The sequence below is a fragment of the Paenibacillus marchantiae genome, assembly GCF_028771845.1.
In the GTDB taxonomy this organism is placed as follows: domain Bacteria; phylum Bacillota; class Bacilli; order Paenibacillales; family Paenibacillaceae; genus Paenibacillus; species Paenibacillus marchantiae.
On the sequence record NZ_CP118270.1, the window covers coordinates 3,824,225 to 3,841,211 of the forward strand.

Sequence of the window (16,987 nt, forward strand, 5' to 3'; positions counted from 1 at the left end):
CAATACGGTATTTGATACTTATATGCGTTATAACAACAATTCATCAGTTATAGGAGCGTGTAATCATGAAGGTCTCCTTATTCATTACCTGCCTCAGCGATGCCATATATCCCCGCGTGGGGGAGGCGATGGTGAGATTGCTCGCCGCTCATGGCGTTCGGTTGGATTTCCCGCCCGTGCAGACCTGCTGCGGTCAGCCTTCCTACAACAGCGGGTATTGGGATGAGACACGGGTAGCCGCCAAAACGATTCTGGAAGCCTTTGATGATAGTGATTTTGTCGTCTGTCCCTCGGGCTCCTGTACGTACATGATTCATCATTATCCCGAGCTGTTTGTCGATGAACCTGTGTGGCTGGAGAAGGCTAAACGTTTGGAAGCCAAAGCCTACGAATTCACGCAGTTCCTCGTTCAGGTGCTTGGCATCACGGATTTGGGTGCACATTTTCCGCATAAGGTTACATACCATCCCTCCTGTCATGGCAGCCGTTTGTTAGGCGTAAAGGATGAGCCTATGGCATTACTTTCGGCAGTAAAAGGTTTGGAATTTGTTCCCCTTCCTTACGGAGAGGATTGCTGCGGCTTTGGTGGTACCTTTGCCATCAAAATGCCGGATATATCTGGTGCCATGGTCACAGAAAAGGTAGATCACATCAAAGAAACGGAAGCTGAAGTATTGGTAGGACTGGATATGGCCTGTCTAATGAATATCGCAGGTAATCTGCGGTATCGGAATGAACCAGTGCGTGTGATGCATTTGGCCGAACTGCTCTATGAGGGGGTGCAAACAGGATGAGTCAACCCGGTGTAATGGATGTTACCGTCAAAGAACGTGCAGAACTGGCTTTGAATGATGACTTCCTGCGGAAAGCCGTCAAGTTTACGACAGAGCGATTGCGTAATGGCAAGAAGTCCGCATCCGAAGAACATGGCAACTGGGAAGAATGGCGCGAACGTGGACGTCAGATTCGTCTGCATACGATCGCACATCTGGATTATTACCTGAATGAATTCGTCAATAATGCACGTGCCAATGGGGTTCATATTCATTTTGCGGATACTTCGGTAGAGGCAGCAGCGATTGCACTTGATATTGCGGCTCACAAGCAGGCTTCTACCGTGGTAAAATCCAAGTCCATGGTGTCCGAGGAAGTGCATCTCAACCATGTATTGGAATCCGCAGGTATTGAAGCAATAGAGACCGATCTGGGCGAATATATCATTCAATTGGCGGGTGAAGCCCCATCCCATATCGTCATTCCGGCTATTCACAAAAATCGATACCAGATTGCGGACCTGTTGTCCAAGGAAGCGGGAGAAATTCTGGAACCGGACACCACCGTACTTGCCGGATTTGTACGCAAAAAGCTGCGTGAGAAGTTTCTTGAAGCAGATATAGGCATGACCGGCTGCAATTTTGCGATTGCGGAAACGGGTTCCATGGTCCTATTCGAAAATGAAGGCAATGCCCGTATGGTATCCACCGTGCCAAAAACACAGATTACCTTAATGGGCATGGAGCGTATCATTCCATCCTGGACGGATCTCGAGGTGATGGCAACCTTACTGCCACGCTCCGCGACAGGTCAAAAATTGACGATGTATATGTCAGGTATAACCGGCCCTCGCCGAACAGAAGACGGGGACGGGCCAGATGAAATGCACATTATTATCGTGGATAATGGACGTTCACTTCAGTTGGGTGATCCCGAGTTTCAGGAGCTGTTGAACTGTATTCGCTGTGGAGCCTGTCTGAACGCTTGTCCGGTATATCGTCATATCGGCGGGCATGCCTATGGTGGAACCTACAGTGGACCGATTGGAGCGGTACTTACACCTGCACTCAATGGCAACATCGATGAATGGAACGACATCGCGGGTGCTTCCAGTCTGTGCGGAGCCTGTTATGAAGCCTGTCCTGTCAAAATTCCGCTGCATGATATGCTCGTATATTTACGTAGACGCAAGGTGGAAAAGGGCCATGGCAATAAGCTTGAGAGCGCTGGTATGAAAGGTTTTGCAGCGGTTGTATCCAATTCTAAACGATTCGGAGCGGCTATACGTCTCGGACAGATTGGTCAGAAAGTCATTGTTCGGAATAACGGAATTTCACTTAAACTTGGGCCCCTCAAAGGCTGGAACAGCTATCGGGTTGCGCCAAGCCTCGCGAAGCGTTCCTTCCGGCAGCAATGGAACAAGTTGGATCAGGAGCTGAATCAGGAGAAGAAAGAAATGGATTCTTCCGTTCGGGATCGAATGGAACAGATTCTGCGTGAGCGCGAGGGGGGGGGTGGTCAACATGAACACTGAACATCAGGAATGGCTGGAGCAATTGGAGAAAAAATCTCGTGCGAAGCAGGAACACTTTATGAATGACATTGCGTCCAAATTGAGAAGACCACGGCAGACACATGCTCCGACCCAACCTTTTCGAGGTGCACCCGCATTCTGGAAGGATCTGGACTGGGACATAGATAAACGCATACAGGCATTTACCGATAATTTTGTGAGTGTAGGTGCTCATATTGCACGGGTAAGAGACATTGGCGAAGCTTCGGACTTTATCGCTAATAAATCTCATGAATTGAGTGCGAAATATATCATACGCCAGAATGAACAGGCGCTTACGGATCTTGGATTAGAAGAGCAACTTCCCGATGTGCAGATTTCTGTATGGAATAGCCAAGCAGAGGAGAACTGGAAGGCACGGGCAGCCGAGGCAGATATCGGTGTAGTGATGGCGGATTATGCCACAGCATATACGGGTTCCGTCACGGTGCTTTCTTCGCCAGAAAAAGGGCGCTCAGTGAGTCTATTGCCGACCGTACTCATCATTATTATTCCAATTGAACGGCTCTACACCAGACTTGGTGAAACGCTTGATCGATTCGATGAAGCGGGAAGAGAGAATCTTCCGGCAGGCATACATTTTATTTCCGGTCCTAGTCGTTCTTCTGATATTGAAAATGATTTGACCATTGGGGTACATGGACCGGGGATTGTATATGGTCTTATTATGGGATAACACCATTTCTAAATGCATAACCTCACGAATGACTGTCCAAAAGCAGCTTTTTGTCTGCGAAGGGCAGTTTTTTCTATGTCTAGTATGTCCATTATGAAAGGGATAATGAGCCATTCAATCATATGGCAGTAGATAAAAATATTCTATAGATAAAAACTATTAATATTATAATTATTATATATTTAACCTATCAAGAGAAGCGGCGTATAATCCATTTCAAGATAGGTTCATGTGAGAACCGACCAAGGAGGCGTTATGAATGAGTATATTTTCTTATCAGGTTCCATTCATGGATGGACACGTGGGCGATTTATCTGTTTTTGAGGGGAAAGTGCTACTTATCGTGAATACAGCCAGCAAGTGCAGTTACTCTCGACAATTTACGGAGCTTCAACACCTGTATGAGCAGTATCGTGATCAAGGACTGGAGATCCTGGCGTTTCCCTGTGATCAGTTTAATCAGAAGGAGCCGGGCAACAATGATGAGATAGCTCAGTATTGTAGGAATCATTTTCATATATCCTTTCCGATTTTTGAGAAGATCGAGGTTACCGGACAGTCCATACATCCTTTGTTTCGCTATCTGGTCGATACAGCCCCATTTGAGGGTTATGACATGGAATCGGAAGAAGGTCGGTGGATGGATCAATTCCTAGAGGAGAAACATCCCGAATTATACCGGGGAGACGGGATCAAATGGAATTTTACCAAATTTCTGATTAATCGAACCGGGGAAGTGAGTGGTCGCTATGAGACTACGGTTGCACCGATAGAGATGGAGTCAGCGATTCGGAACCTGCTGAGACAGGCCTAGTTGGAGTTTAATGAACTGTGTATCTTCGAAATTCTAGTTTACGTTCAGAGCCAAATAATCTCTATATGGAGGGACCAAAGGGGAAATTTACTCATGCCAATTCGGATGGATACCCATTGGTCCTAAGACTTTGAGACTGTTGAAGATTAGGACTGGAAATGTTAGGGTAAAAGAAAGATAACGAAGGAACCCATTTTTTTTAATCTAAACTGACCAATATACCGTTTTGGTCAGTTGGTTCCGGTATGAATTTCAGGTTATCTGGATGAAATATGAAAATTTGCAGAAAATGTAGTCATGTCTGTTGATCTGAAGTCGTAATTGAACAAAAGTATTATTTTTTAGTCGAACGTAACACTTGGAAGAGGAGTGAGTATTATGGCGCAAATTTCAGTTCCCCAACCCAAAACTTTTGGGCCTTTAGGAAACTTACCACAGTTAAATACCGATGAGCCTGTACAATCCCTGGTGAAACTCGCTGAAGAGTATGGCCCCATTTTTCGAATGGATTATCCTGGCCGAAGTGAATTGTATATTTCAGGTCACGAACTGGTAGCCGAGGTAACCGACGAATCCAAATTCGATAAACGTGTATGGGCACCGCTGGAGAAGGTACGTGCATTTGCCGGAGATGGCCTGTTTACGAGTTGGACTCAAGAACCGAATTGGAAAAAAGCTCACAATGTGTTGCTGCCCAGCTTCAGCCAGCGTGCAATGCAGGGATATCACAACAAAATGATTGATCTCGCTGTACAGCTCGTACAGAAGTGGTCCAGATTAAACCCGGATGAGACGGTTAACGTACCTGATGATATGACTCGTCTCACCCTGGATACGATTGGATTGTGTGGATTCAACTACCGATTTAACAGCTTTTACCGGGAAGAACCGCATCCCTTCATTACCAGTATGGTTCGAGCACTAGACGAATCGATGAGTTCGTTGCAGCGTTTGCGTCTGCAAGACAAGCTGATGATCACCAAAAAGAAACAGTTTGAGCAGGATATCCGTTCGATGTACTCTCTGGTGGATCATATTATTGCGGAGCGCAAGGAGCAGCCCCAGGAAGGGGCGGACGATCTGTTGTCCCATATGCTTAGTGGCAAGGACCCGGAAACCGGGGAAACGCTGGACGATGAAAATATCCGTTACCAGATCATCACCTTCCTGATTGCTGGACATGAGACGACGAGTGGCCTGTTGTCCTTTGCCATCTATTATTTAATGAAAAACCCGGATACCCTTGCCAAGGCTCAAGCTGAAGCAGATCAGATTCTGAAAGATCCGGTTCCAACATACAATCAGGTCCGCAATCTGAAATATGTTCGCATGGTTCTGAACGAAGCATTGCGGTTGTGGCCTACGGCTCCGGCATTCTCCTTATACGCGAAGAAAGACCTTATTCTGGACGGGAAATATCCTTTGCAAAAAGGGGATAGTGTCAGTGTACTCATTCCCAAGCTGCATCGGGACCGCGACGCGTGGGGTGACGATGTGGAGGAATTCCGACCGGAACGGTTCGAAGATCCGAGCAAGGTACCACATGACGCCTATAAACCATTTGGTAATGGCCAGCGGGCCTGCATCGGTCAGCAGTTCGCCCTTCAGGAAGCAACACTTGTGCTAGGAATGGTCCTGAAGCATTTTGAATTCATCGATCATGCGGACTATCAGTTGAAAGTGAAAGAAACGTTGACGCTCAAACCCGATAACTTCACGATTCGTGTTCGTGCACGCGGGGGTCAACCGGTCATGGCTGTGCCGGGTGTTGCCGTGGAGGAACCGACTCCGGTTGCCAAAAGACAAGAGCCGGATACAGCAAATGCCCATCACACCCCGATGCTTGTCCTGTATGGATCCAATCTCGGGACAGCGGAAGGCATTGCGCGTGAAATCGCAGATACCGCAAGATACCAGGGCTTCCGTAGCGAGGTGGCTACCCTGGATGATCGTGTAGGCAAACTTCCGAAGGAAGGCGTCGTCATCATTGTGAGCGCATCCTACAATGGTCAGCCACCAAGCAATGCCAAGGATTTCGTCGAGTGGATTGAACATGCGGATGCAGGGGAATTCCAAGGCGTTCGATTCTCCGTTCTCGGATGTGGGGATCACAACTGGGCCAGCACGTACCAGCGTATCCCGCGTTTGATTGATGAGCAGTTATCTTCCAAAGGAGCAGAACGGTTATCACCGATCGGAGAAAGTGATGCCAGCGGGGACTTTGAGAAACAGGTTGGAGACTGGACCGAGCAACTATGGCCGGATTTGGCACGAACTCTGGGCCTCAAGTTGAACACAAGCTCAGGTAGTGAGCGCAGTTCCTTGTCAGTACAGTTTGTCAGCGGACTGGCGGTAACGCCGCTCGCGGATACGTATGATGCACATGTTGCTGAAGTGCTTGAGAATCGGGAACTTCATGATGCGGGCAGTGAACGAAGCACACGTCATCTGGAGATTAAACTGCCTGAAGGCGCAACGTATAAAGAAGGCGATCACCTGGGCATTTTGCCGCAAAACCCGTCTGAGCTCGTAGAACGAGTACTGAAACGATATGGATTCACAGGTACGGAACATCTGGTTCTGGATGCCTCTGGTCGCAGCGCAGCTCATCTGCCATTGCACCAACCGGTTAGTCTGGTCGATCTGCTCAGTCACAGTGTGGAGCTTCAGGAAGCGGCAACTCGGGCCCAACTGAGGGAGCTGGCGGCGTACACGGTGTGCCCACCGCATAAGAAGGAGCTCGAAGCGCTTCTTGATGAGTCTGTTTACATGGAAGAAGTGCGTAAGAAACGCATATCCATGCTGGATTATTTGGTGAAATACGAAGCATGTGAGCTGCCTTTCGAACGGTTTTTGGAACTGCTGCCTTCCCTGAAAGCCCGATATTATTCAATCTCCAGTTCACCGCGAGTGCAGCCTGAGCAGGCCAGCATAACCGTCAGCGTAGTGCGTGCTCCGGCGTGGAGTGGTCAGGGAGAATATAAAGGTATAGCGTCCAACTATCTGGCGAACTTGAAGCCGGGTGAAGAGGTTGTCATGTTCATACGCACGCCTGAGTCCGGGTTCGAACTGCCAGAAAATGCAGAGGCTCCGATCATTATGGTTGGTCCGGGGACGGGCGTAGCTCCATTCCGTGGTTTCCTGCAGGCAAGACGTGTACTGAAGGAACAGGGTGAGAAGGTTGGCGAGGCCCATCTGTATTTTGGATGTCGCAACCCTGAACATGATTATTTATATAAAAATGAACTCGAAACTGCGGAGCAAGAGGGCCTTGTCCAGCTTCATACCGCCTTCTCCCGCGTGGACGGGGAAGAGAAATGTTACGTGCAGCATCTAATGAGAGATGATGCCCACAAACTGATTCCTCTGCTCGAACAGGGTGGACATCTGTATGTTTGCGGCGATGGCAGCAAGATGGCACCTGATGTTGAAGCAACACTCAAGAAAGCGTACACTGATGTCAGCGGCAACTCCACAGAGGAAGCCGATGCGTGGTTAGAACGTTTGCAGCAGGAAGGTCGTTATGCCAAGGATGTGTGGACAGGCATCTGAGTGATACGTTCCTGATTCCAATGATTATTGATAGGCATCTGCGCGGTGAGACACAGAAAGGTTCTGTGCTCACCGCTTTTTGCTATGGCACAATATCCGAGCAGACCAATGCAGGTATGAGTTATACTAGGGAATAGAAATATGCATATCATGACATGGGGTTGACCCAGGGCATGGATCGTTTCTCTCATTGGGCGATTGCTGGCACAGATATGAATTCAGCGATGTCTGGTCTCATTATTTCTTCTTTTTATTCGTTGGACGATAGATCGATTCGACCTGAGTTAGCGGAAAGAGAATACGTGAGGAGAATTTACCTTTTCCCTGCAGCTCAATGTAATCCAGTCCAACACCAACAAGTCGGATATTGTTAAATGCGTTTCCGGATGGGAATACCGTGCGGATGCCTACCCGTATGCCTCGCCGTGCTCGTGGTACATCAAATACACGAATGGAAAACAAACTGAGTGGAATAAATAACTGCCGATTGACTTTGATGAAATTGCGCGGAAATACTTTTCTAATTATTCCAGGTTCCAGACCAGACAATGGAGCATTCAATTCTGCCAGATGTCCCTGGAACTCGGCCAGACGCTGTTGAAGTGTTTTTCCTGTATGAAGTTGGTGCCAATTCATAAGCAATCCTCCGTTCGCCATTTATACCTACTATATGAATGGACGAAGGCAAGAGGTGAGCGAAATGGCGCCCATGTTACTCATGATAAGGTACAACTTAAGATATAGGGAGTGATTCAGATGGACGTGGAAATGTATAAAGACCTCATTCGGGATGAACGTGGCAACTATTATATCGCGGTACAGATAGAGGGTAATGAGCTTACGCTTGTCAACGCATTTGTTGAAGCATCGTTTACACCGGAACTGATCTATAATGAAGAATTTCGTAATAAACATAAAGAGATGGAAGGCGGCTTTGTAGGCAAAATTGCAATGGACCTTCTCCGGCATGATGTGGTCATGGGTTTGAAACAAATGGACAGAAAGCTGCTGGAGCTTTCGGAAGTTGAACAGAAGTACACGGTGAACTATATAGATACGATTGAGTTCTATCGCCACCCTGCGTGGGAGCGGAAAGCATAAGCGAAGGCTCATTTTCGTGGACAGTCCATTAGGATAGTAAAATCGTAAAAGCGCAAGTACAGGGGAGCTACCCTTGCCACTTGCGCTTTTGGCGTTGCAACTATTCATCGGGAAACGCACTATCGATAGGAAGGATAGATGATGCCGATATCTCGTTCTGTTTTCAAGCTTCCCTCTATATACCGCTGGAGTTCATTTCCTTTGATTCGAATCGGAATGGAATTCCCTCGATAGATCAGTTCACCCTCAATCGTGCGCACGCTCATTCCGATGACGCCTTCCAAATGTCCACCCTGATCCGTAATTAACCGAATTCCTGCTGGCCCCTCCATAAGAATCTTACCATCCTGATATACCGTTACCCGTTCTGGCGTGTTCACCAATTCAAAATGCAGCCCATTCACCGTACGGCTGTACGCCGTATGACCAGCGACTTCTTCGCCATGATCCATGTCGATGGGGAGAAGACCGGTAAACCACAGTTGGTCCGATCCAACCGGCATGATGCCGCATAACCGTTCCACATAATCAAGCAGGCAAAGAATGGAGGGGGAATAGGTTTCCGTAAAACCCTCCTCCCCGGTCCATGGGCTTAAAGCCTGCGCAAAGCGCGTTGCTTTGGAAAGGGACGACAAGATGGGTTGCAGTACCCAGGTCAATTCCACATAGCGATGGTGATATTCAAAAGCATGTGGTGCACGGATCAGACTCAGGAAGTTAGATGCTCCACCCCAGCTGTTATAAGAGGAGAACGGATCGAACCGTGGATCATCCATCGACATGGAGGTGAACGGGTATTTGGCAAAAAACTTACTTGTATTCAGCAAATACCGGCGCAGCATGTTATCAAACAATTCACGGTCGCCCACCTCGCAGGCCATCACGCGCAGCAGCACATCGGACTGTACCCTGACGAATTCGTCATTGCGATCCCTGTCGTAGAAGAACATATCCTCTTCGTCATAACAGTAGCGGAAGAGACTTTCCAGACTGGCTTCAGCTTTTGCTTTCCAATCACCACCAGACTCCCCAAGTTCCTCAGCCATTCGGGATAAATACATGCGCTGGCAATATATATTGGCGGTTAAGTCTGGTGCCAAAAAAGGCAGGACCGGAGAGTCCGGATGGTAGGACGCAGCATCATTCATATAAGGTGTATCCGGGACATGCCAGAACCGTGGGGACAGATCATGCCCGGTATCAAAGGTACTAAATGCCTCCACACAGCCGGTCCCTCGGGTATTGCGATACGTTGCAATCCATTCGTCGTATTGTACCATGGCCTTGTACATGGTCTTCAGGAAGGAACGGTTCTTTCCATGAAGCAGGTAGTGGTTCCATACGCTTCGTGCCAATGGTGTAACGAGCTGAATCTGGCGAAAGGATGGACCGTTCTCCGTTAGCTTATAAGGTAGCAATCCATCTTCTCTTTGGTGTCGGGCAAAAGCAAGATAGGTCGTTTCCGATACGGAAGGAATCAGACGTGACAGCAGTTCCGCATTAATGGTGCCCGTACTCTCCAGCCAGCAACCCAGATAGATGCCACCTTCCTGAAGAATGGGCTCAATGCCGTTCAGGGGCACAATGCAAGTCAGTAACTTCTCCAATGCGGAATAATAAGTTGCTTCCAGTCTTCCACCAGTTGCCGCGAATTGAACACCCGACGCCTGCCATTCCTGTATTAACTTTTGATCTTCCGGTTTACCTGGCTGCACATGATCGTGGATCGAGATCTGCCGCAGCTTGTTCAGCAGGGCTTCTGTCATGTTGACCTCCTTGAAGCGGTTAATTATTGATTGGATTCAAAAATTCGTACGGTGCCATTATAGAAGTCAGTCACGGCTTGCTCCACACTTTTTCGGCCAAAGCCGATTTCCTGGTTGGTTGTCTGGGCCAGCTTGGAGAATTCAGCGAATCCCGGTGGATTATAGCTCACGTCAAAAGGCTCCGTTTTTGTAGCTTCAGATACAAAGCTGGTGTAATTATATACAATCTCCTCAACAGGTCCCGCTTCTTGCTGAAGCAGATTGCGGTTGGCTTCCGTAACGGGCACGCCGCGGTCGTTGCCGAGAATTTTGGCTGCGTCCGGATCATTAATCCAGAAATCCATCAGGATCGCGACTTCTTTTGCATGTTTGGTATTCGCATAACCGGACAACCCCTGACTGGATTCAAATACAACCCCAGTTCCTTTTGGACCCCGTGGTACAGGCAAAAGAATTAACTTATCTTCCGTGAGACTCTGGAAAGCAGCCAGTTGATTCGAAGGAAGCAGGCTCATAGCCGCCTTGCCCGTAATAAGCAAGGATTTACTCGTATCATCCGGTGGGTTGGAAACCTGCAATTCAGGCGTGACCACACCTCCGGATTTGGAAGCCTGCTCCCAGTAAGTGAACCATTCCAAAATGTCTTCTTTTGCAAATCCGAGCGTGCCATTCTTCATATCATATAGCTGTTTGCCGCGTTGTTTCAAAAAGATGTCCATACCGTCAACTGTGAAATTATAGGTTCCATAAAAGCCCTTACCGAGCTTGTCGGACAGCTCTTTGCTGATTGCAGCATAATCTTCCCAAGTCCAATCCGAAGCTGGCAAAGGGATTCCCGCTTGATCGAATAGCGCTTGATTAACGACAATACCCCGTGCATTCGCACCTGCGGAAATATGCTGCAGCTTCCCATCAAGACGCCCATATTCAACCATGGTGGCATCCATGCCATCCAGATTCAGTTCACTACCGACATAAGGGTCCAGGTTCAAAAGCACATCCTTTTTGGCGTAGTCAACCACATTACCCCCAAGGAAGAAAATATCCGGTGCTGTGCCTGACGCCAGCTGTGTATTCAACTTGTCGAAATATCCGGAGGAAGGGGCAAATTCACCTACAATTTTAATATTCGGATGTTTCTCCTGAAAAACCTTCAGGGCTTCGTTCGTAATATCTGCCCGTTTTTGATCGCCCCACCACATCATGCGCAGTTCGACTTGCCCGTCTTCAGCGGTCTTTGTTCCTGTCTGCTCATCAGCGCCGGTATGATCCGTTCCAGAGCAGGCAGTCACCAATAACAGGAGTGAAGCTATAACAGTGATCATTAATCGTTTGAACATGAGAAATCCCCCTGACAATGGATAATGAAAAAAATAATATCTGTTGTACACGTATTGCGTCTGGACAGGTATTTTCGTAATTTCGTAATCACTTCAGCCCAGTCGTTGCAATTCCCTCTAGAAAATAACGCTGAAATACCAGAAAGATGATGGTCACAGGCAGCAGAGACAGCGTGGACATGGCGAGCAGTGCGCCCCAATCCGATTGTCCCGATGGATCAAACAATGACCGAATCCCAAGCTGTACGGTAAACAGATCAATTTTGCTCAGGTAGATCATCTGGCTAAAGAAGTCATCCCAGCTCCAGATGAAGGTGAAGATCGCTGTTGTGATCAGTGCAGGAACGAGAAGAGGCATCACGATTCTGAAAAAAATCTGGGATTGCCCGCAACCGTCAATGGTTGCACTCTCGTCCAGCTCCCGTGGGATTCCACGGATGAATTGAACCATGAGCAGAATGAAGAAGGAATCTTGTGCCAGCCACTTGGGCAGAATGAGCGGGAAATACGTATTAATCCAATGCAGCTCGTTATACAGAATGTACTGAGGTACCAGGGTTACATGGTAAGGAAGCATGATGGTGACCAGCATAATGCTGAACCACAGGCCTTTGAACTTGAACTTCAATCTGGAAAAGGCGTAGGCTGCAAGGGAACAAGAAATCACATTTCCCAACACACTCATGACTGAGATCAGTGCCGAGTTGCCGAAGAAGCGGCCAAACGACACCCCTTGCAATCCTTTCCAGCCATTCACAAAATGATCCAGGGTGAAGCTGGTTGGAATCAGGCTGCTATTGGTGAAGATGAGATGATTCGGTTTAAATGAACTGAGAATTAACCATAACACCGGATACAACATCAATAGACCGAAGAGGATAATGGCGACATGCCTCCCGGCTTGAACCAAACGTCGCTTTAGTGGCATGTGTACTATCTCCCTTCCTGATTGTCGCCGTAGAACACCCAGAATTTCGAGGTGAGGAAGACGATTGCGGTGAATACCCCGATAATGACCAGCATGATCCACGCCAGGGCAGAAGCATAACCCATATCAAAGAACGAGAAGCCTTTCAGATACAGATACAAGGTATAGAACATTGTGGCGTCGAGCGGGCCTCCACGTCCATCCCCGATCACATAAGCGGGTGTAAAGGCTTGAAACGAATTGATCATGCTCATGATCAGGTTGAAAAAAATAACAGGCGAGAGCATCGGAAGTGTGATGCCGAAGAATTGGCGTACCTTTCCTGCCCCGTCGACGTCCGAAGCTTCATATAAATCGGCTGGAATTTGCTTTAGGCCAGCCAGGAAGATAACCATGGCCGAACCAAACTGCCATACAGAGAGTGTGACGATCGTATAGACCACATAATCGGGATGGGCAATCCAGGCGGGTCCGGTAATTCCGAACCAGCTCAGAAACTGATTGACCAAACCACTTCCCTCAAAAATCTGACGCCAGACGATCGCAATAGCGACGCTGCCTCCCAATAGGGAAGGGATGTAATACACGGTCCGGTATAAGCCAAGTCCCCGAATCCCTTTGTTCAGCGCCATCGCTACAAGCAGGGCGAAGGCAAGCCTTAGCGGAACGGATAGAAATACATAATAAAACGTTAGCCCCAAAGATCTGCGAAAGGTATCGTCTTCGGTAAAAATCTGGACATAGTTGCTGAGCCCCGTCCACGTTGGTGATGTTAACAAATTAAATTTCGTCAAGGACAGGTAGAGCGACGCAACCATCGGTCCGAGTGTCAGACAGAAAAGTCCGATGAGCCAGGGCAGCAGAAACAAATAGGCAGTCATATTCTGCTGGCCGTATAACGGCTTGGACAGCTTTCTCATCATAGGCCTCCCTTCAGGGTTGGATGTGAATTCGTGATCACCGCAGAATTGAATCCGCTTACAATATTTACGGTGATTCTCTTGGTAAATTCATCATACCGGGGAGAGGGAGAAGCCGGAATCTCATTTCTTCGGATCATGATTATCAATTTTTTCGGAATGCAGCAAACGATAATCCGAAGGACTTATGTTGAACATTTTTTTGAATTTTGAACTGAAATAGCTTGGGGAACGGAAGCCTGTCAGCTCTGTAACATCCCAAACGGTTAGTTGGGTTTCCTTCAGTAAACGTATGGCATGTTTCATTCGCACCTCGGTTACATATTGAATAAAAGAGATGCCGGCAGCTTCTTTGAATATCTCTGAAAAATAGGTAGAGTTGTAGTTATATTGCTCAGCTAACGAAGTTAATGTCAGTTCCAGCATGTAATTTTCCTCGATATATCGTTTGGCCGATTCAATGACCGTATCTTCTCCAACCTCGGATGGCTGCTGTTGATTCACAAAATCTTCCGCCCAATGCATCAGCAGCAGTTCTGCCTGGTCTGGAGTCTTTAGCCAAAGCACCCATTCCGGGGAAATCCACGAGGATTCCTGTTCGAACAATAATGAAATTTGAAAAAGGCTTCGGATCATATGGGAAGTGGATATCCGAAATGAGTAAGCAAGCTCCTTTCGAATCACGCTGCGGAAGGTATCCAGCTCTCCACGAATGAGGCAACGATGCAGCATGCGACTGGTTTCCTCAGGCAGTAATGGACTATGATCTACTTCGGGTACACGGTCCTGTGCACCTTTGCGTCCAGCAGAGTTCCATGCCAATAGGGAATGAATATAGCCTTCTTTCCAGCGCTCAAACCCAGACACGGACAATCCCAATCCAACTTGTACATCCATCGTTAAAACAGAGCGGGTCTGTGCTGTGATCTGCTGAGCAAATTCGTGCTGAATACCTTCCAATGTTATGAAATGCATAATTCCAGGGTGGGCTCCGTCATGGAACACTTGCACATTATCTGGATAGGACTGGGCCATTTCGTGACAAAGCAGCTCAAAGGCAAGGTAGAGCTTTTCGGGAATACGTTCCACTGAGGCAGTCTGTATACCGGAGTCTCGCATGCCAGCGGTGATGAAACAGACGCTGTGATCCTGCCAGGATTCCAGATGAAACAGCCGCATCCGCTCTGGCAGTGAAGAAGGTGGGAGGCGATGCCCCCTAACAAGATCAAGCAGGAAACGTTGCTTCATTTCTTTGTAATACTGGGAGAGACGCCATTGCATCATTTCGGAATCGCCGTGAAGCTGTTTCTTTTTATCCAACTCATCTTTGATTTTATTTAAAGTGGTTTTCAGTTCATCCCGGGTTACAGGCTTCAGCAAATAGTCCATGGCCTGGCTGCGCACACCTGCTCTGGCATAGTGGAAATCTTCATATCCAGTGATGATCATAATTTGAATGGAAGGATTAAGGCTTCGGCAAACGTCCAGTAATTGGACGCCATCCATGACAGGCATGTTCATGTCTGTAATTAACAAGTCAAAATGTTCAGCTTTCAGAAGCTCTTCCGCTTCGATGCCGTTTGCTGCTTCACCTGAAATGATAAAGCCCATGTCTTGCCAGTTCACTTTCAATTTTAGTCCTTCGCGAACCTCGATCTCGTCATCTGCGATCAATACGTTGTACATCATATTCCTCCTGTGCGGGTAGAATCAGTTCAATAGACGTGCCGTTATGCTCTCCGTTCTCGATCTGAATGTTAAACAGACTTCCGTAATGCAAGCGGCAGCGTGCAACCACATTACCGAGCCCAATGTGCCAGCTTTGGCTTCGCAATAGGGGTTCGAGCTGAGATGCTTCAACAGGATCATGAATTTTCTGGATGATTTCGGCTGGAATCCCGGGCCCATTGTCTGAAATGTTGAAATGCAGGCGGTTATTCCGTCTGGAGATCTGGATGTGTACTTCTGCCGTCGTCTGATGCTGGAAGCTGTATTTGACGGCATTCTCAATAAGCGGCTGAAGAATAAATTTGATGATGACCAGGGAATCCAGCCTGCCTTCCTGTGTCAGAGTAATGTCCTGCTTATGACCGAAACGGGTTTGCAGAATGGAGATATAGTGCCGGATATAAGCCAGTTCCTCTGCAAGCTGTACCCTGTCGTCACTTGTATTCATGGAGAATCGCATCATTTTGCCCAGATCCTCAATGACCTGAACTGTATCATCTGTTCGGCGCTGCATGGCGAGACTGCTCACCAGTTCCAGCGTGTTAAACATAAAATGGGGATTAATCTGCATGAGCAGCGCTTTATACTCAGCTTGCTGGCGGAGCAGCTTCAACTCGAATTCATTCTGGATGTGCTGTCGCAATCGGCTGATCATGTAGCGGAAAGTGGAGATGACATAACTGACTTCGCTTTTTACATTTTTGTCCGGAGGTAGAAGGGACTCTGCTTGATCGAATGCGCCGCGTTGTACCTGTCTCATGGCCAATACCAGTCGTGTTAAAGGTTTGGTGACGCCATAAGAGAGCCAGGCAGCGGCAAACAAAGAGACGAGAATGAGAACAATGGTGACCACCAGAATGGTACTCTGAAGTTTGTGAAGAGAAGAATATAGCTCTTTTTCCGGTGCCAGACCCGCTAGCATCCAGCCCGTACGCCCTAGCTTTTTGTATACCAGAATGTCACGCTGTCCTTCATCATTGTTCAGGTACACCACACCCGATTTGAGCGAGTTGTTCCGAATCTGATCGATTTCTGCTAAAGCTTCGGCACCAAGCTGATTGGCCTGTTGGGAAAGAATAGGGCCTCCTTGTTCGCCCAGCAGAAAAATAGTGCTGCTTTCGGCCAGATGGATTCGGTTAAGCGGTTCCAGAAAGTAAGATTCGCTGACATTAATTTTCATCACATTTTGGGCTGTAGCATGGTGAAAGGTCCCAATGGGCATCAGCAGGCTAACTACCGGGTTGCCGTGATCCCTTATATTTTCATGTTGATCGGTATGTGCAGGCAGCCAGTGATTCCCTGAGATAAAGAAATTTTTGTACCATAATTCTTGCAAGAAGAGAGGGTCGGTCGTTACTTGATTTTCACTGCCAATCCTCAGCCCGTTTCGTCGATAGATGGATACATCGGAGATACTGGTGTAGCTGTTCGTAGCCTGGGTCAGAAAACGGCTCATCGCCAGATTGACAAGCATCTTTTCCCCTTCAGGAAGGTTGGGGTCACTCATCGCGTTATCCCAGTTCTTGGCGATATCGCTGTTGAAAACAAGAGAAGCTACATCATAGATCTGCATTTGAACCATATCGACATAGGAGCCGTATTCCTCCATCTTCTCAAGAGCAGAGGATTCAATGTAAGAGCGGATCACGGTACGTGATTCCTTAAAGAGTAGGAAGGAGAGTGTGCCAAAACAAAGAACGAAGAGCACAACGATAAAGGCGATCAGGCGGCTTTTTAATGAGAAAAACATGGGTTCCTCCTTAAGCGAATAGACTTCAAGACCGTCGTCAAAATGGGAAAAAGACTGCGTATTAT

At 47.7% G+C, this 16,987-nt stretch carries 13 protein-coding genes; 6 read left to right on the forward strand and 7 right to left on the reverse strand.

The genetic code is table 11. The annotated features are described in order from the left end of the window. Positions 1 to 65 precede the first annotated feature (65 nt). From PTQ21_RS17680 to PTQ21_RS17700, 5 genes are all read left to right on the forward strand, one after another. Entirely contained in the window at positions 66 to 794 is a 729-nt protein-coding gene (locus PTQ21_RS17680) for a (Fe-S)-binding protein (RefSeq protein ID WP_063563333.1), read from the forward strand. Further along, positions 791 to 2,308 carry a LutB/LldF family L-lactate oxidation iron-sulfur protein gene (locus PTQ21_RS17685; protein WP_274566519.1) on the forward strand — a complete coding sequence of 506 codons (1,518 nt, stop codon included), beginning with the start codon at positions 791 to 793 and terminating at the stop codon, positions 2,306 to 2,308. Before PTQ21_RS17680 ends, PTQ21_RS17685 begins: the two co-directional genes overlap by 4 nt. Then, positions 2,298 to 3,023, forward strand: coding sequence for a LutC/YkgG family protein (locus PTQ21_RS17690; RefSeq protein ID WP_274566520.1), 726 nt, complete (start codon positions 2,298 to 2,300; stop codon positions 3,021 to 3,023). Before PTQ21_RS17685 ends, PTQ21_RS17690 begins: the two co-directional genes overlap by 11 nt. A 259-nt stretch (positions 3,024 to 3,282) precedes the next feature. Continuing rightward, the gene (locus PTQ21_RS17695) at positions 3,283 to 3,837 is read left to right on the forward strand and encodes a glutathione peroxidase (RefSeq protein WP_274566521.1); all 555 of its coding nucleotides are present in this window, start codon (positions 3,283 to 3,285) and stop codon (positions 3,835 to 3,837) included. Between the two features lie 378 nt (positions 3,838 to 4,215). Continuing rightward, positions 4,216 to 7,389 (forward strand): bifunctional cytochrome P450/NADPH--P450 reductase, encoded by a 3,174-nt coding sequence (locus PTQ21_RS17700; RefSeq protein ID WP_274566522.1) that lies wholly within the window; start codon positions 4,216 to 4,218, stop codon positions 7,387 to 7,389. Positions 7,390 to 7,626: 237 nt separating this feature from the next. On the opposite strand, the gene PTQ21_RS17705 is transcribed toward PTQ21_RS17700, so the two are convergent. Then, positions 7,627 to 8,025, reverse strand: coding sequence for a hypothetical protein (locus tag PTQ21_RS17705; protein ID WP_064638911.1), 399 nt, complete (start codon positions 8,023 to 8,025; stop codon positions 7,627 to 7,629). A 120-nt stretch (positions 8,026 to 8,145) separates the two neighbouring features. Between PTQ21_RS17705 and PTQ21_RS17710 the strand changes: the two genes are divergently transcribed. Further along, positions 8,146 to 8,490 (forward strand): hypothetical protein, encoded by a 345-nt coding sequence (locus PTQ21_RS17710; protein WP_063563339.1) that lies wholly within the window; start codon positions 8,146 to 8,148, stop codon positions 8,488 to 8,490. 119 nt (positions 8,491 to 8,609) lie between these two features. Here the strand turns inward: PTQ21_RS17710 and PTQ21_RS17715 are convergent, their stop codons facing one another. From PTQ21_RS17715 to PTQ21_RS17740, 6 genes are all read right to left on the reverse strand, one after another. Next, the gene (locus tag PTQ21_RS17715; RefSeq protein ID WP_274566523.1) at positions 8,610 to 10,256 is read right to left on the reverse strand and encodes an MGH1-like glycoside hydrolase domain-containing protein; all 1,647 of its coding nucleotides are present in this window, start codon (positions 10,254 to 10,256) and stop codon (positions 8,610 to 8,612) included. A gap of 23 nt (positions 10,257 to 10,279) precedes the next feature. Beyond that, complete coding sequence (locus PTQ21_RS17720) at positions 10,280 to 11,596, reverse strand: ABC transporter substrate-binding protein (protein ID WP_269056599.1); 1,317 nt, start codon at positions 11,594 to 11,596, stop codon at positions 10,280 to 10,282. An 88-nt stretch (positions 11,597 to 11,684) separates the two neighbouring features. Further along, positions 11,685 to 12,524: a carbohydrate ABC transporter permease gene (locus tag PTQ21_RS17725; RefSeq protein WP_269056600.1), complete on the reverse strand. Its 840-nt coding sequence runs from the start codon at positions 12,522 to 12,524 to the stop codon at positions 11,685 to 11,687. A gap of 5 nt (positions 12,525 to 12,529) precedes the next feature. Continuing rightward, complete coding sequence (locus PTQ21_RS17730; protein WP_063563343.1) at positions 12,530 to 13,444, reverse strand: carbohydrate ABC transporter permease; 915 nt, start codon at positions 13,442 to 13,444, stop codon at positions 12,530 to 12,532. Positions 13,445 to 13,567: 123 nt separating this feature from the next. After that, entirely contained in the window at positions 13,568 to 15,133 is a 1,566-nt protein-coding gene (locus PTQ21_RS17735) for a response regulator (protein WP_274566524.1), read from the reverse strand. Further along, positions 15,105 to 16,922: a cache domain-containing sensor histidine kinase gene (locus PTQ21_RS17740; RefSeq protein ID WP_274566525.1), complete on the reverse strand. Its 1,818-nt coding sequence runs from the start codon at positions 16,920 to 16,922 to the stop codon at positions 15,105 to 15,107. The genes PTQ21_RS17735 and PTQ21_RS17740 overlap by 29 nt, the downstream gene beginning before the upstream one ends. Positions 16,923 to 16,987: the final 65 nt, after the last annotated feature.

Excerpts from the sequence above, each read along its gene's own strand:
- PTQ21_RS17680 (WP_063563333.1), top strand. The coding sequence starts at position 66 with ATGAAGGTCTCCTTATTCATTACCTGCCTCAGCGATGCCATATATCCC.
- PTQ21_RS17685 (WP_274566519.1), top strand. The coding sequence starts at position 791 with ATGAGTCAACCCGGTGTAATGGATGTTACCGTCAAAGAACGTGCAGAA.
- PTQ21_RS17690 (WP_274566520.1), top strand. The coding sequence starts at position 2,298 with ATGAACACTGAACATCAGGAATGGCTGGAGCAATTGGAGAAAAAATCT.
- PTQ21_RS17695 (WP_274566521.1), top strand. The coding sequence starts at position 3,283 with ATGAGTATATTTTCTTATCAGGTTCCATTCATGGATGGACACGTGGGC.
- PTQ21_RS17700 (WP_274566522.1), top strand. The coding sequence starts at position 4,216 with ATGGCGCAAATTTCAGTTCCCCAACCCAAAACTTTTGGGCCTTTAGGA.
- PTQ21_RS17705 (WP_064638911.1), bottom strand. The coding sequence starts at position 8,025 with ATGAATTGGCACCAACTTCATACAGGAAAAACACTTCAACAGCGTCTG.
- PTQ21_RS17710 (WP_063563339.1), top strand. The coding sequence starts at position 8,146 with ATGGACGTGGAAATGTATAAAGACCTCATTCGGGATGAACGTGGCAAC.
- PTQ21_RS17715 (WP_274566523.1), bottom strand. The coding sequence starts at position 10,256 with ATGACAGAAGCCCTGCTGAACAAGCTGCGGCAGATCTCGATCCACGAT.
- PTQ21_RS17720 (WP_269056599.1), bottom strand. The coding sequence starts at position 11,596 with ATGTTCAAACGATTAATGATCACTGTTATAGCTTCACTCCTGTTATTG.
- PTQ21_RS17725 (WP_269056600.1), bottom strand. The coding sequence starts at position 12,524 with ATGCCACTAAAGCGACGTTTGGTTCAAGCCGGGAGGCATGTCGCCATT.
- PTQ21_RS17730 (WP_063563343.1), bottom strand. The coding sequence starts at position 13,444 with ATGAGAAAGCTGTCCAAGCCGTTATACGGCCAGCAGAATATGACTGCC.
- PTQ21_RS17735 (WP_274566524.1), bottom strand. The coding sequence starts at position 15,133 with ATGATGTACAACGTATTGATCGCAGATGACGAGATCGAGGTTCGCGAA.
- PTQ21_RS17740 (WP_274566525.1), bottom strand. The coding sequence starts at position 16,922 with ATGTTTTTCTCATTAAAAAGCCGCCTGATCGCCTTTATCGTTGTGCTC.